Origin of the sequence: Enterococcus alcedinis, from assembly GCF_014635985.1 — a bacterium.
GTDB lineage: Bacteria > Bacillota > Bacilli > Lactobacillales > Enterococcaceae > Enterococcus_I > Enterococcus_I alcedinis.
In genome coordinates, this window is sequence record NZ_BMDT01000019.1 from 1 (window position 1) to 14,598 (window position 14,598).

The window sequence follows — 14,598 nt, forward strand, 5'->3', positions numbered from 1 at the left end:
AAAAAACTCCTCTCATAGTAGACTAGAATTTTTGTTTTTTCTAGTGTCTACTATGAGGGGAGCATATCAGGTTTCTCTCATCTGGTTCCTATGTCTACTTCTCTTCACTTACCTGGCCTGTTGCATAATCTATGCTATACCCATCCTGTACATTATATAAAAAGACATTAAATGTCACGTCTTCATCTTCGACGCATTGAACTTCCATTTGTACGCCTCGCGCAGTTAATTCTTGTCCTTTAAAATAAGGTGTCACACGGTAGCGGACGTAGTGATCAGTACTTCTTAAGTGTACCGCTACTTGTTGCTCGATATTTTTCATTTCAACTTGGTTAAAGTATTCAGTACCGGTCATTAGGTTTTTCCAGTTGGCATTTTCACCTGTGAATTGGTGTCCAATTAAATGTGAACGGTTATAGATCATATTGCCGCTTTTCATTTTCTTTTGTTTCCAGCCCGTTGGATAGACATTCGAGATACTTTCACGGTCATCTTTCGGCATAAAGTCTTTATGTAATAAAGCATTGGCTTGCCCGACACGGTTGAGCGCATCCAAATCAGTAAAGGTTTGCCAGTAGCCTTTTTCTGTCGATAAGTCGTTCAAGGTAAATTCTGGAACGTTTTGATTTAATTCCACGACCGCATGTTTTCCATCATATTCTGGTAATACTTCTAAACTTGCATAATTTAATGGTTTTTCAGGATTAAATTTAAAGATATGCGCAATCGATTCTAAGTTATTTGGATCAAATTGATTGAGGTCCACTTGTCCTGCTGTTGCTGTGAAAATTGCTAGGGCGATTAACCCAAACAACACACCTTTTGTTTTTGTTACTTTTGATTTATTCTTTTTAGCCATTCTTCCCAGTCCTTTTACTTCATAGAAAAAGCGAGAATTCAAGAAGATGAACTCTCACTCATTTTAATTTTTTATTCGAATTCTTTGCCATAAACGTCGTCAACCGTTTGATTCGGGTCGATTACGATATAAAGGCTTTTCGTTTTTTCGCTAATGCGAGTCGATTGGTAAACGTTATCTAGACCTTCCGTTGTTTTATCTTTGTATGGGAAGTATACTAAATCTGCTTTACCTGTTTGATAAATAATTTCCATCCGTTCAATATCTTCATATTTCAATGCACGGTTGAACATTCCTAATTCTAGCCCACCTAAGTTAATATCGTGAGTTTTAACATGATCTCCTTCAGAGTAGATCTCAATTTTGAAACCTTCACATGGGTGAATTTCAACAAAATCACTGCCTTTAATTCGGCCAAAACTTGTGCTGATTTGTTTGATCCATAAATCGCCAATGTAACGACGGTCGATTGTCCATGTTTCCCCATTACGGAATAATAATTTTAAAGCTTTCATTTCTCTTGACATATTGAACGCTCCTCACTTATTTATAATCATTTACTACACTCTTAGTTTACCATACAAAATGGGTGGGGTAAACCAATCTCAGGTTAAATTAGTGAAATAATTAACATTCTTTTTATTCTTCGATTAAATGAGGAAAATAGCTATCTAGATAGCTATATAGCGACTCTGTATCATTAACAGTTTTACCGTTTAGTACAGCTGTTTCACAAACTTCCAACGCCTCTTTTAACCACTTACCACCTTTTTTCTGGTAGTAATTCATCAAATCATTCCCATTAACCGCCAAATCGGTTAAGGCGTGAATCGGTAATTGTTCATAATTTTCGATGGCAACTGCTGCTTGATTTTCCAACTCAAAATACGGTAAAAGACTCTCAACGATTATAATTGATTCTTTTTTCAAATCGTATAATAATTCTTGTGAGTAGTCCGATTTTTTGCGCCATTGCAAGCCTTTAAACGCCTGCTGAACTTGACGAATCAGTTGATTCGAACACTTCCAGGTTTTTAAAAATGCACGAATATCAGTTACTTCTATTCCTAATTGATCAATCAGTAAGACCCACGCTTGGACTTCATTTGTTAATTGAAATGTTGGTAATTCGGAAAACAACCGCAATTGTTCAGATCGTCCTTTTAATTCCGGACAATAAGCATAGCATTTGGTTTCTAAAAACATTTCTACGCCAAGCTTACGGTTCTTACCAAGCAATAGCTTAACAAATTCAATGGTAATTCGTTCAATCGAAATTTTTTCTAGTAATGCATGATTTTCAATGATTGACTCTTTGGTTTTTTCTTCTAGCGTAAAGCCTAATTGGCTAACAAATCGTAAGCCACGCATCATTCGAAGGGCATCCTCGTGAAATCTTTCATAAGGATTCCCTACCGCACGTAAGACTTGATTTTCTAAATCAGAGAGTCCATTAAATAAATCGACAATCGTCCCATCTTCTTTTAAAGCAAAGGCATTAATAGTGAAATCACGACGTTTTAAATCCTCTTCTAAGGAACGGACAAATTCGACGTGATCTGGTCGACGAAAGTCTTGATAAGTCGATTCGGTCCGGAACGTTGTAATTTCATAATTTTCCTCGTCTGATAAAACTAAAACCGTTCCGTGCTCAATGCCGACGTCAATCGTTCGTGGGAAAATACTCTTAATTTCAGCTGGGAAGGCACTTGTCGCAATATCGACATCGTGGATTGATTGTCCAAGCAAGACATCGCGCACGCTGCCTCCAACAAAGTAGCCTTCATAACCGGCTGCTTCTATTTTCTTTAAAATCGGGAGGGCTTGTTCAAATTCCCTAGGTAACTGGGTTAGTTTCACAATCTCACTCCTCTTCTTTCGTACGTCCATCGTTTCTTTCAAAACGAAACTGATCGCGACGATTAAATTTATCCATATTTCTTTCAAAGCTTTCTGTCAAATCAATCTCTAAAGCATTCGCCATAATGATCGACATAATTAAGACATCGCCTAGTTCTTCCGTCACACTATTTGGTGCCTCATCGGGTTTCTTTTTCTTTTCACCATAACTATGATTGACTTCACGAGCCAACTCTCCAACCTCTTCTGTAATGCGAGCTAATAGCGCCAGAGGAGAAAAATAACCGGTTTTAAATTGTTGGATATACGCATCGACTTCTTCTTGCATTGAAGCCAACGAACGTTTTTCTTCTTGCATTTTCTTCACCTCATCCCTATAGTATCAAAAGAAATCAGGAATTCATAGAAAAAGTAAATTGTCGGAAGCCTTTTTTCATGATACATTAAAGTTATTAACTTTTATACGAAAGGGATATGCCATTTGAAAGATATTTTATCCTTAAAAACCATCAAAGATTTTACATTTATTCTACTCGGAACAGCCATTTTTGGTTTTACCGTTATCTTTTTTAATATTCCTAATGACTTAGCGGAAGGTGGAATTACTGGGATTACATTAATTGCACGTTCGCTATTTGGGATTAACCCTGCGATTACGACCCTTCTATTCAATATTCCATTGATCTTAATCGGTCGCAAACACTTAGGTATTCGCTCATTTTACTATACGATTCTCGGAACATTTGGTTTATCTTTCTGGCTGGCCTTTTGGCAAAGCGTACCTATCAAAATTGATCTGAATCACGATCTTTTAATCGCTTCGTTACTCGGTGGATTAATTGCTGGTTTCGGCGTTGGCCTCGTCTATAAAGTGGGAGGCACCACAGGCGGTAGTGATATCGTCGCGCGCATCGTTGAAAAATATTTTGGCGTTTCCGTCGGACGTTCTCTTTTTGTCTTTGACGTCATCGTTTTAACGGCTTCTTTAACTTATATTTCATTGGTTCAAATGATGTATACGTTAATCTATGCGTATGTTTTTTCAAAGGTCATTGATTCTATCATCGATGGCGGGTATTCTGCGAAAGGCATCTATGTCCTATCCAATCGCAATACCGAGATAGCCCCGGTTTTAATGACTGAATTGCAACGTGGTGTCACTTATCTGGATGGTGAGGGTGCCTATTCTCGCCAAGAAAAGAAAATGATTTTTATGGTTTTAACGCCACAAGAAGTGCCAGAAGCCAAGCGGATTATTCATGAGTTTGATCCTTCTGCTTTTATTTCAATTATTAATGTGCATGAAGCTTTAGGTGAAGGCTTCGGACACTTTCAGCCAGAAAAACGTTTATTTAAACGCACAAAAAAGCAAAGACCTTGATGACGGATATGCGCTCATCAGTTCTTTGCTTTTTCTTTATTGCAATACTTCTTTTTGTAGTAATAATTCATTGACCTGATTGGTTAATAAAAGGAATTGTTCTTGGTTCCCTTGTTCTAATGCCTGGTCAATTTCTTGGTAGAGTTGTTGAATCTTGTTTTCTAAAGCATTTTGCTTGAAATAAGCATCAACCCGATCCACCATGACTTCGTCTAAATGGTCATTCCATTTGTGGAACCTATTATCTTCCAAAACAGCAACATATAACGGATTATCCCATGATTCAGGGAAAATACACTCTAAATAAAGGGGGTTTTTCCAATTGAAGCGGATTTCATGAAAAATTTGATCACTATCTTGATAGGTACGATCATCAAGATACAACGTGATGGACTGGTCTGAGACACTTGAACTACGAACACAAATCCCACGTGGCGTATGCTGCGCTTGCTCAACAAAATGGACTTTGTTTAAAATGGCATCATGTGTCAATAAGTAGTTTAAAATCCATGACACCTCACGACGAACAAAAAATTCGTGCGTAATCAACCACGTTAAAAATCGTTTTTTGTCTGCGATATCGATTGCCATTGTTATCTCCTACCTTTCTATTGTCTATAAATCCTCAAAAATAGATTGCGCTTCTAAATCACTTGGTTCCATTACTAAATACTTAGCTAATGCGGTTCTTGCTTCCGATAAACGCCCTTCTTCTCTTAAGAACAAGGCATATTCTCTTAAGAAATCAGCTTCGTCTCCCAACGAAAAATGTGCTTCGTCATAAAATTTCGCGGCTGTTTCATACTCTTCTAAATGATAATAAGCTTGTGCTAAATTCCAAAGTGCGTATGGGTGATCTGGGTTATCTAACGCTTCAATTGTTTCAATCACTTCTTCATACATTTCCTCATTTAAATAAAGGTTACTCAAAATCAAACGAGTTTCATCTTCTTTATCGCCCGTTTCAAGCGCCTCAAGTAAATACTTTTCTGCTTTATTTCGATCATTGAGGCGGTAACTATTTTCAGAAGCAAAGTGATAAAAGTCGACTTGATACGGATTTTGAGTAATCCCTTCCTCAATCACTTCTTGTGCTTCTTCTAGGCGTTCCTCATGCTGTAATGCTTCCGCTAGATACAAGTAAACACCTTGGAATGCTGGATCTAATTGACGCACTTTTTCAAGTAAATCAATCGCTTTTTCATATTCATGGACTTGTAAATTCACAAAAGCCAATTGGAATAGTGCGTCGGCTGTTTCTTTTTCTACTAAAGCAGCTTCCAAGTAAGGAATGGCTTCCTCAAAAGCACCAGACATACTTAGTATCGTTCCGATGCGCTCAACGATTGACACCCCAATCATTTCTGTCGTTCCAGCTGTAAGAAGTGTTTGATAGTGTGCTTGTGCTTCTTGCCACTGTTGATTTGAGAAATAAAGTTCCGCTAGAGCAAATTCAATTAACGGTTCTCCCGGCAATAAACGTTGCGCTTCTTTTAATTTAGCTTCACTCACTTCTGGAATGCCTAAAATTTGATATAAATCGGCCGTAATTAAGAGCGCTTGTGGATAATACTCACTCGTTGGCGCAATCATTTCTAACATTTCAAAAGCCGGTTCGATTTGATTGTTTTCGATTTCAATTTCAATTAGAGGTAATAAAAAAGACTCTTTCTCCTCAGGTAAACGTGTCGTCAATGTTTCATAGACGCTCTTTGCTTCCTCTAAAAAACCGATTGAAAGTAGTACTTCACCAAGTTCCATTAACATTTCCACTGAATCTTTTTTCAACGCTTCATTTAACTCAATATTCGCTTGAGCTAAATCTTCGTTATCAATAGCTGCCATCATTTTTTCACTGTGTGTCATTGTTCATTGCTCCTTATATTTCGACAAATTTGTTGATACGTTTGAAAAGCAGTGATTAGGTGTTTTTCTTGTACAACTTGTTCTTCACCAAGTTCACCTGCTTGATTCAGAGAAATCAGCTTGCCTTTTTCACCAATCAATCGCAAAACATTTGCTAAATATTCCGCCATTGATATTGTTTTCGGAAAAACAATCGGAAAACCTAAATGATTCAACCAAACCATGAAGGGATCCATTTGAAAAGGCCATTGATTTACTGTTTGATCCCAAAACAAGTGCAAGATAAAACCTAAAAAACGCTTCATGTTCTCTGAAAGTAAATGCCCATTCTCAGTTTGATAAAAAGCTTTTTCAAACACCCATCCATAGGATTCGATTGCCTCACCATTGACTTGATAGTGAGCCGTTAATTCATCCATTAGTGCTGTAAAGTTTGTTATTCGTAACTGTTTTTGATTGGGGTATTGCTTAAATAGTTGCAATAGTAAGGGGTAATCGCAGACAAAAGCCATTCGAATAAAGACTTGTAAATCAACTAAACGTCCTTCTCTTTGCGGTGAAACCATCGTTTGATCGATAAAAATTCGTTCAGGCAAATTTACTTGTTGTAACACAGGCAACGTATGCTTACGACTAATCGTTCGAACTGGAATCAAGCCTTGAACATAACTTTGAAAAGAGATTGGTATTGACCAAAATTTCCCCTTCAAAACACTGACCTTTTGTAAAAAACCAGTAATATCGACAACTCCCGCTGTTCCTAACGCTACAAACAAATACTCTTTTTCCGTTGAAAAGCGATCTAAATAAGTCAGTAACCCCGACCATTCTTCTAATGTATTGACGTACAATTGATTTCGAAAGATATACCAGTCAACTGGATGATTTAAAAATAATTGTTCAATCTTTTCAAAAAAACGGTCATAGTAACGTTGATTCGTTAAAATAATTAGATGTTTGTCTTTCAGCCAATCTTCTCGAATACTCGTTGACAAGATTTCGCCATAAGTTACAAGCGTTTCTTGTTGCGCCTTTTGATATCGAATTTGCATCGCCCTCACCAACCTTCGTCATCTGACTTGATTATAACATAGCCCTCATTTATAGACCAAACCAAGCGTTGTTTGATTGGTTTTTTAGATAAAAAAATTAGAAAAACAACCTAAAAAACCACCAATTGATGGATTGGTGGTTTTTTTTACCTTAAAGATTAGTTGGCGCCAAAATTCATACCGATATCAATCATTGTCCAGCTGAACAATTAACTCCATGATGTTACCTAAAATTTCAATTCATTCAACCTAAACAGGTTGAGACGATAGTCGCTTCTACAACGCCTTCTGGAACTTCAGCATTTCAATCCACTCAACCTAAACAGGTTGAGACGGGCACTATGAACCAGATGGAACTTATGTGGTTTCAATTTCAATCCACTCAACCTAAACAGGTTGAGACTAAAAACTTAGATGCTATCGCTAAGGGTATCATCATTTCAATCCACTCAACCTAAACAGGTTGAGACAAAGCTAACTGCTTCTAAAGAGAAGTTAATGGGGTTATTTCAATCCACTCAACCTAAACAGGTTGAGACGATTCATCATTGGTAAACTTGGGTGCTTTAAACATTATTTCAATCCACTCAACCTAAACAGGTTGAGACAATTTCAGAGTTAACGGAAGAGAAAATTTTGATTATTTCAATCCACTCAACCTAAACAGGTTGAGACCGATGATTGTATCGATCGCTTCATCAATTTCATTATTTCAATCCACTCAACCTAAACAGGTTGAGACAAATATGAAAAATTTGTTCGCGCATGATCTCTTCATTTCAATCCACTCAACCTAAACAGGTTGAGACGGTCATAAATCGATGTGTCATTGCCGTAAAAAAATTTCAATCCACTCAACCTAAACAGGTTGAGACTATACTAATTCGCAAACGTGTTACCCCCTGTAGTATTTCAATCCACTCAACCTAAACAGGTTGAGACTGCATCGCAAAGATTTTAATAACTTTTCTACAACATTTCAATCCACTCAACCTAAACAGGTTGAGACTCACCTTGATAATCGCATCGAACTCTTTTGGATCTATTTCAATCCACTCAACCTAAACAGGTTGAGACTTAAATGCATTCGCCATTTGCTCCTCTGGGATTCGATTTCAATCCACTCAACCTAAACAGGTTGAGACGGATAACTTTGTTTCTTCGCTGCTTCATTTAGATATTTCAATCCACTCAACCTAAACAGGTTGAGACTTGTCATGCGATTACGTCCCTCTTCAACTAATCCACGATTTCAATCCACTCAACCTAAACAGGTTGAGACGGCGATTTACACGAATAATTCAAATAAATCCGTGTATTTTCAATGAAAATCGCCTGGATTGATTATTTAAGAGGTTGTAACAATCAATCCATACTTTATTTTATCATCATTTTTTCATTTAACACCGCAAACAGGGTGCGAAGGAGCCAGTATTTGGCTGTTCACTTACCATTCGCACTAGATACATATTACTGCCACAAGAGTTATTTACACATCTAGTATACCACAAAATAATTAAGCATTAGCTAACGATATACTCTTTCAAAACGAGTAAATCTTATGAGAAAAATGATACGATACCTGTAAACGGGCAAAGAATATTCATTTTCATAGCTTTATTTTCAAATCAAATGAAAAGCGATAGATTGACTGTCAATTCAGTCTTTCTACCGCTCTATCTTTTATACTTTCTTAACGTAAAAACGGAAGTATCTATTTTAAAAGTAAATACTTCCATTTATAATACTTAAACAAGTAAAGCAAATAATGATGGTTGTTCGTTCAAACGAATATGACTTGGATCAAATGCCGCAATTCGTTCAAGTAACGGTGGAACGTCTGTTGTTTGTTTCGATAATACACCTAAAACAACTGGCCCTGTTCCACGATTGATACGCTTCGTATATTCAAAACGGGTAATGTCATCATTTGGACCTAACACGTCATTTACGAATTCTTTCAACGCACCTGGTCGTTGTGGGAAATGTACAACAAAGTAATTCATTAGCCCCTGATAAATCAGTGAACGTTCTTCGATTTCAGCCATACGACTACTATCGTTATTGCCGCCACTAATAATACAAACGACAGTCTTGCCTTTAATTGACTCTTGCATCACTTCTAAAGACGCAACGCTCAGCGCACCCGCAGGCTCAGCTACAATCGCTTGTTTACTATATAGATCAAGAATCGTTTTACAAACAAGTCCTTCATCCACGGCCCACAATTGATCTACAAAGGCTTTGGCGTGCACAAAGTTTAAACTGCCCGCTTCCTTAACTGCAGCACCGTCAACAAATTTATCAATCGACTCGAGTGCAACTGGGTGTCCGGCATCAAAAGCTGCGGCCATTGAAGCCGCACCTTTTGGTTCCACACCGATGACTTCGGTTTGTGGCGTCACAGCTTTTAAATAACTACCCACACCACTAATTAACCCACCGCCACCAATCGCTGCAATCACAATATCTGCAGTCACGTCAGTTTGTGCTAAATCTTCGACAATTTCTAACGCAACTGTTCCTTGTCCCGCAATAATCGCTTCATCATTGAATGGATCAATAAAAGCCATCCCTTGAATTTTGGCGTACTCACGGGCCGCTTGAGCTGATAAATCAAAGTTATCGCCAACAAGTTGAATCGTTACCCATGATCCACCAAAAAATTTGACTTGAGAGATTTTTTGCTGAGGTGTCGTTGTCGGCATAAAGATAGTTGCGGGAATTTCTTTTTCACAACAAGAGTACGCCACACCTTGTGCATGGTTTCCTGCACTCGCACAGACAACGCCTCGACTTAACTCTTCGGCTGATTTTTGTTGAATCGCATAGTACGCTCCTCGTAATTTAAAGGAACGCACCCGTTGCAAATCTTCACGTTTTAAATAAATTGTGGCATCGTATTTTTTTGACAAGTAAGCATCATATTGCAAAGGTGTATGAAGTACGGCACCATTAAAACTTTGATAAGCAGCTTGCACTTGTTCTTTTGTGACGTAATTCAAAAGCTTCACCTTCCTTTTTTACTCTGCCGATTTAACAAATGGCATCATCTTACGTAACTCGTCACCAACGGCTTCGATTTGGTGTGCTTTACGCGTTTGACGCATCTCGTTAAAGTTCTTGAACCCTTGAGCGTTGTCATCAACAAACCCTTTGGCGAAGTTGCCGTTTTGGATATCTGTTAACACGTCTTTCATACGATCTTTGACATCTGAAGTAATCACACGTGGTCCTGAAACGTAATCACCATACTCTGCAGTATTAGAGATTGAATCACGCATTTTAGCAAAACCACCTTCATAGATTAAGTCGATGATTAATTTTAATTCATGACAAACTTCAAAGTAAGCTAATTCTGGTTGGTAGCCGCCTTCGACTAATGTTTCAAAACCAGCTTCGATCAAGCTTGTTAATCCACCACATAAAACTGCTTGTTCACCAAACAAGTCGGTTTCTGTTTCTTCTTTAAACGTTGTCTCTAATACACCCACACGTGTTGCGCCAATTCCTTTTGCGTAAGATAAAGCTGTTTCTTGTGCATTACCCGTTGCATCTTGATAAACCGCGTAAAGTGCTGGCACAGCAAATCCTTCTGTAAAGGTACGACGCACTAAGTGTCCTGGTCCTTTTGGTGCAACTAAAAAGACATCGACATCTGCTGGAGGCGTAATCACGTCAAAGTGAACGTTAAATCCGTGAGCGAAAACCAATGAGTTTCCAGCTTCTAAAGATGGCGCAATTTCATTTTCGTAAAGCGTTCCTTGAATTTCATCCGGTGCTAAAATCATGATTAAATCTGCTTTTTTAGCTGCTTCTTTTACTGGATATACTTCAAAGCCATCTTCTTTTGCTGCTTGTGCTGATTTTCCTTCACGTAAACCAATGATGACATTGTGGCCGTTATCGCGTAAGTTTTGTGCATGCGCATGTCCTTGGGAACCATATCCCACGATTGCGATTGTTTTTCCTTTTAAATTATCTGTTGCCACGTTCTCATCATAATATACTTTAACCATTCTTTTTTCCTCCAATAATGTTGTTTTTTATCCTCTTTGTAACCCTGTGATACCTGTACGAGCCAATTGTTTTAAACCATACGGACGTAACACTTCAATACATGCATCAATTTTCTCGTGGGTACCAGCCACTTGAATCATGATACTTTTTTGTGCCACATCGACAATATCTGCTCGAAAAGGGGCAATCACTGCTTGAATCTCTGAACGAATTGCCGTTGGAGCATTGACCTTAATTAAAGCCAATTCCCGTTCAATGTGTGGATCGCTGGAAATGTCTAGTACTTTGAAGACCTCGATTTGTTTGTTTAATTGCTTAATCACTTGTTCGAGTTCTGCCAAATCTGTCACATTTACAACAATGGTCATGCGCGATAACGCTTCTTGTTCAGTTACGCCAACCGAAATACTTTCGATATTTACTTGTCGACGATTCAAAACACTCGTTACTCGGCTTAAGACGCCTGATTTATTTTCGACTAACGCAACGATTACTCGCCTCATAACCCTTCCACCCCAATCATTTTATGATTTGGCATACCAGATGGCACCATTGGTAAGACATGCTCTTCGCTAGAAATAATCACTTCAATTACTTGTGGACCTTTATATGTAAAAGCTTTGTTCAAATCCTCGACTAACGTTTGAGGATCGACTAAGCGAGTACCCTTAATACCATACGCTTCCGATAATTTCATAAAATCCGGTTGCGTATTAAAAACAGAAGCGGATAAACGATTTTGATGGAATCGCTCTTGCCACTGACGGACCATACCAAGTGATCCGTTATTCAAAATCACAAACTTAACGTTGAGTTGGTATTCATTTAAAATCGCCAACTCTTGATTTGTCATTTGAAAACCACCATCCCCAACAAAAACGACGACGTCTCGATCAGGATGCGCAAACTGAGCGCCAACACCCGCTGGAATGCCATATCCCATAGTTCCTAGTCCACCACTTGTGATCAATTGTTTGGCAAAATTAAAAGGATAATATTGTGCCACCCACATTTGGTGCTGACCAACGTCGGTAATCACAAAAGCATCACCTTTCGTAATTTCACCAATTTGTTCAATCACTTTTTGCGGTTTAATCTCACTTGTATTTGCTCGATCATAGCCAAATGGATGATTCGTTTGACGCGTTTGGCAAAGTTCTTGCCACTCTGCCATCTCAATTTTTTGATAAGGATAGGATAGCAATTGCTCTAAAGAAACTTTGGCATCTCCTACAATTGGAATATCCGTACGAATCACCTTACCAATTTCAGCAGGATCAATATCAATATGGGCAATCGTCGCATGAGGAGCAAATTCTGGCGGACAAGAAGCCAATCGGTCATCGAAACGACTACCAATATTGACAAGAAAATCGCATTCGGCTAATGCCATATTTGCAGCATAACTACCATGCATGCCACCCATTCCAAGGAAATACGGTGAAGATGTTGGTAAAATACCCAAACCTAGTAAAGTCGAAACCACTGGTAACTCATATTTTTCAACAAACTCTCGAAGTAACCACTCTCCTTGAGCTGCTGTAATCCCGGCACCAATCAGTAACAACGGACGTTTTGCTTGTTGTAAACCAGACATCAAGCGTTTAATTTGTGTACTCGACGGATTCAAATTCGGTTGATACGTCGGCAATGAAACCACCATTTTTTCAGTCGTTGTCTCCGCCTCAGTCAACTTCAAGGTCATGTCTTTGGGCAAATCAATTACAACGGGTCCTTTTCTACCGGTTGTTGCAATATGAAAAGCTTCAGCAATCGTTGTTTCTAAATCCTCAATATTTCTGACTTGATAATTGTGTTTTGTAATTGGAAGTGTAATTCCCAATATATCCGCCTCTTGAAAGGCATCTTTTCCAATCACAGGACTTGCTACCTGACCTGTAATCACAATTAGCGGTGTCGAATCTGCCATCGCATCAGCGATCCCCGTCACAACGTTCGTTGCTCCAGGTCCACTTGTCACAAGCACAACACCCGGTTTTCCTGTCGCTTTCGCGTAACCCTGTGCCGCATGAACCGCACCTTGTTCGTGACGCGTCAAGATATTCGGAATGTTCGCGTCATACAATGCGTCATATATTGGTAAAACCGCACCACCTGGATAACCAAAAATCATTTCAACTTCTTGTTTTTCCAAACAATGAATCAATAGTTGAGCACCAGAATATATTTGCTTGGTTGCTTCTTTTGTCTTTACATTCACCATTCTAGTTCCTCCTATTTTTCAAACCTTTTATCATTATCACATAGCACTCTAATCAAACAGCCTCCTATTTCAAATAAAAAAGAACATCCTTCTAATAAGTTAGAATGGATGTTCTTGTAAAAGAATCCCATTCCGTAACACGAATAGGACTTAAACAATCAGCTCACACTACGCTTCCTGTCCCAAGTCCCTACCTAATAATGACTAATAATAAGTATAATTTATTCGTGTTCATTCGAAATCGTCCTCTCAGATTTAATATTTTTTAACTTTTTTATAATATATCCTTAATCAGATTAAAAGTCAATGAGTTTTGTCAGAAAATTTAAACTTTTTAGAGAAATAAAAAATCCTATGATTAAAATCAAGGGATTTAGGGTGAGAAATAGGAATATTTTATTTTTAATAGCTTGAATTGTCAAATTAAACGCAACACCTTGCCAAAGAAGACCTCATAAGGTGTTTTCCAACCTAAGCACTTACGCGGACGTTTATTTAGTTTTTCGATACAAGTATTGATGTAGTCTTTTGAATAACCTGTTAGATCGTCTGCTTTTGGAAAATACTCTCTTAGTAGCCCATTGATGTTTTCGTTTGTTCCTCGTTGCCAAGGGCATGAGGGTCTGCGAAATAAAAGGGGATTTTGTCTAATTGTTGAGTGACTTCCCGATGCTTTGAAAATTCTTTTCCACGGTCTGGTGTAATAGATTTTCTTTTATTTTTTGGTAGAACATCTAGTAAATGAATGATGGAATCACTCACGTGAATCGAAACCTTTTTCTCCACTTTCTCTGCCAGTAAATAGCGTGTTTTACGGTCAGTAAGTGTGACTAAACAGGCCTTCCCGGTTTTACCAGCGACTGTATCGGCTTCCCAATGACCGACGGTCGAACGATTATTCGCTGCAGCTGGTCTTTCATGAATTATATGCGTAACAGAAATCTTTCCCCGCTTTTCTATGTGATTTTTTGTATGGCGTGATTTTCCTTTATGTCTTAGTTTGCGAACCGCTCCACGATGTCCGCTACTTAAATTTGGCTCATTAAAATCTCCCCTATAAATAGCACGATAAATCGTATTAAAACTGATCGTAACAGCGACTTTCTCAAACTGAATACGATTCGCAATTTGTTCTGGTGACCACTGCTCATTTAAAAAGAGATTTTTAACAAGCGCCTTTAATTCAGAGTTGTTTAACAGACCCTTTCGACCACAATTCGCTTTTCTCTTCACATATTTTTCCTGAGCGGCTGAAGGTGAATAAGTTGACTGTTCTTTATTTCTATTGAGTTCTCGGCTAATTGTAGAAGGACTTCTTTCTAATGTTCTCGCGATC

General features: G+C 38.3%; 13 protein-coding genes and 1 CRISPR repeat array. Of the genes, 1 reads left to right on the forward strand and 12 read right to left on the reverse strand.

The window, feature by feature from the left end; all coding sequences use genetic code 11:
- Positions 1-94: 94 nt before the first annotated feature.
- From IEV09_RS12395 to IEV09_RS12410, 4 genes are all read right to left on the reverse strand, one after another.
- The gene (locus tag IEV09_RS12395) at positions 95-859 is read right to left on the reverse strand and encodes a DNA/RNA non-specific endonuclease (RefSeq protein ID WP_188368615.1); all 765 of its coding nucleotides are present in this window, start codon (positions 857-859) and stop codon (positions 95-97) included.
- A 71-nt stretch (positions 860-930) separates the two neighbouring features.
- Entirely contained in the window at positions 931-1,386 is a 456-nt protein-coding gene (locus IEV09_RS12400; RefSeq protein WP_188368616.1) for a hypothetical protein, read from the reverse strand.
- A 112-nt stretch (positions 1,387-1,498) separates the two neighbouring features.
- The gene (locus IEV09_RS12405) at positions 1,499-2,719 is read right to left on the reverse strand and encodes a CCA tRNA nucleotidyltransferase (protein ID WP_188368617.1); all 1,221 of its coding nucleotides are present in this window, start codon (positions 2,717-2,719) and stop codon (positions 1,499-1,501) included.
- Positions 2,720-2,723: 4 nt separating this feature from the next.
- Complete coding sequence (locus tag IEV09_RS12410; protein ID WP_188368618.1) at positions 2,724-3,077, reverse strand: nucleotide pyrophosphohydrolase; 354 nt, start codon at positions 3,075-3,077, stop codon at positions 2,724-2,726.
- Positions 3,078-3,209: 132 nt separating this feature from the next.
- Here IEV09_RS12410 and IEV09_RS12415 point away from each other — a divergent pair, with 132 nt between their 5' ends.
- The gene (locus tag IEV09_RS12415) at positions 3,210-4,100 is read left to right on the forward strand and encodes a YitT family protein (RefSeq protein WP_188368626.1); all 891 of its coding nucleotides are present in this window, start codon (positions 3,210-3,212) and stop codon (positions 4,098-4,100) included.
- Positions 4,101-4,136: 36 nt separating this feature from the next.
- Here the strand turns inward: IEV09_RS12415 and IEV09_RS12420 are convergent, their stop codons facing one another.
- From IEV09_RS12420 to IEV09_RS12455, 8 genes are all read right to left on the reverse strand, one after another.
- The gene (locus tag IEV09_RS12420) at positions 4,137-4,691 is read right to left on the reverse strand and encodes a YpiB family protein (protein ID WP_188368619.1); all 555 of its coding nucleotides are present in this window, start codon (positions 4,689-4,691) and stop codon (positions 4,137-4,139) included.
- A gap of 24 nt (positions 4,692-4,715) precedes the next feature.
- Positions 4,716-5,966, reverse strand: coding sequence for a tetratricopeptide repeat protein (locus tag IEV09_RS12425; RefSeq protein WP_188368620.1), 1,251 nt, complete (start codon positions 5,964-5,966; stop codon positions 4,716-4,718).
- Positions 5,963-7,018 carry a hypothetical protein gene (locus IEV09_RS12430; RefSeq protein WP_188368621.1) on the reverse strand — a complete coding sequence of 352 codons (1,056 nt, stop codon included), beginning with the start codon at positions 7,016-7,018 and terminating at the stop codon, positions 5,963-5,965. Before IEV09_RS12430 ends, IEV09_RS12425 begins: the two co-directional genes overlap by 4 nt.
- A 232-nt stretch (positions 7,019-7,250) precedes the next feature.
- A CRISPR array of direct repeats spans positions 7,251-8,300; the repeat unit is 33 nt; unit sequence ATTTCAATCCACTCAACCTAAACAGGTTGAGAC.
- Between the two features lie 466 nt (positions 8,301-8,766).
- Positions 8,767-10,023, reverse strand: a complete 1,257-nt coding sequence (ilvA, locus tag IEV09_RS12435; RefSeq protein ID WP_188368622.1) for a threonine ammonia-lyase IlvA — start codon at positions 10,021-10,023, stop codon at positions 8,767-8,769.
- 18 nt (positions 10,024-10,041) lie between these two features.
- Entirely contained in the window at positions 10,042-11,037 is a 996-nt protein-coding gene (ilvC, locus tag IEV09_RS12440) for a ketol-acid reductoisomerase (RefSeq protein ID WP_188368623.1), read from the reverse strand.
- A 27-nt stretch (positions 11,038-11,064) separates the two neighbouring features.
- Positions 11,065-11,541 (reverse strand): acetolactate synthase small subunit, encoded by a 477-nt coding sequence (gene ilvN / locus IEV09_RS12445; RefSeq protein ID WP_188368624.1) that lies wholly within the window; start codon positions 11,539-11,541, stop codon positions 11,065-11,067.
- Complete coding sequence (ilvB, locus tag IEV09_RS12450; RefSeq protein ID WP_188368625.1) at positions 11,538-13,262, reverse strand: biosynthetic-type acetolactate synthase large subunit; 1,725 nt, start codon at positions 13,260-13,262, stop codon at positions 11,538-11,540. The genes ilvN and ilvB overlap by 4 nt, the downstream gene beginning before the upstream one ends.
- Before the next feature lie 570 nt (positions 13,263-13,832).
- The coding region (locus IEV09_RS12455) for an IS30 family transposase (RefSeq protein ID WP_229731722.1) at positions 13,833-14,598 on the reverse strand (766 nt) is incomplete at its 5' end.

Bases quoted from the DNA above. Each gene is read 5' to 3' on its own strand.
- ilvC (WP_188368623.1), bottom strand. From the start codon at position 11,037: ATGGTTAAAGTATATTATGATGAGAACGTGGCAACAGATAATTTAAAA.
- IEV09_RS12420 (WP_188368619.1), bottom strand. From the start codon at position 4,691: ATGGCAATCGATATCGCAGACAAAAAACGATTTTTAACGTGGTTGATT.
- IEV09_RS12400 (WP_188368616.1), bottom strand. From the start codon at position 1,386: ATGTCAAGAGAAATGAAAGCTTTAAAATTATTATTCCGTAATGGGGAA.
- IEV09_RS12425 (WP_188368620.1), bottom strand. From the start codon at position 5,966: ATGACACACAGTGAAAAAATGATGGCAGCTATTGATAACGAAGATTTA.
- IEV09_RS12410 (WP_188368618.1), bottom strand. From the start codon at position 3,077: ATGCAAGAAGAAAAACGTTCGTTGGCTTCAATGCAAGAAGAAGTCGAT.
- ilvB (WP_188368625.1), bottom strand. From the start codon at position 13,262: ATGGTGAATGTAAAGACAAAAGAAGCAACCAAGCAAATATATTCTGGT.
- IEV09_RS12430 (WP_188368621.1), bottom strand. From the start codon at position 7,018: ATGCAAATTCGATATCAAAAGGCGCAACAAGAAACGCTTGTAACTTAT.
- ilvN (WP_188368624.1), bottom strand. From the start codon at position 11,541: ATGAGGCGAGTAATCGTTGCGTTAGTCGAAAATAAATCAGGCGTCTTA.
- IEV09_RS12395 (WP_188368615.1), bottom strand. From the start codon at position 859: ATGGCTAAAAAGAATAAATCAAAAGTAACAAAAACAAAAGGTGTGTTG.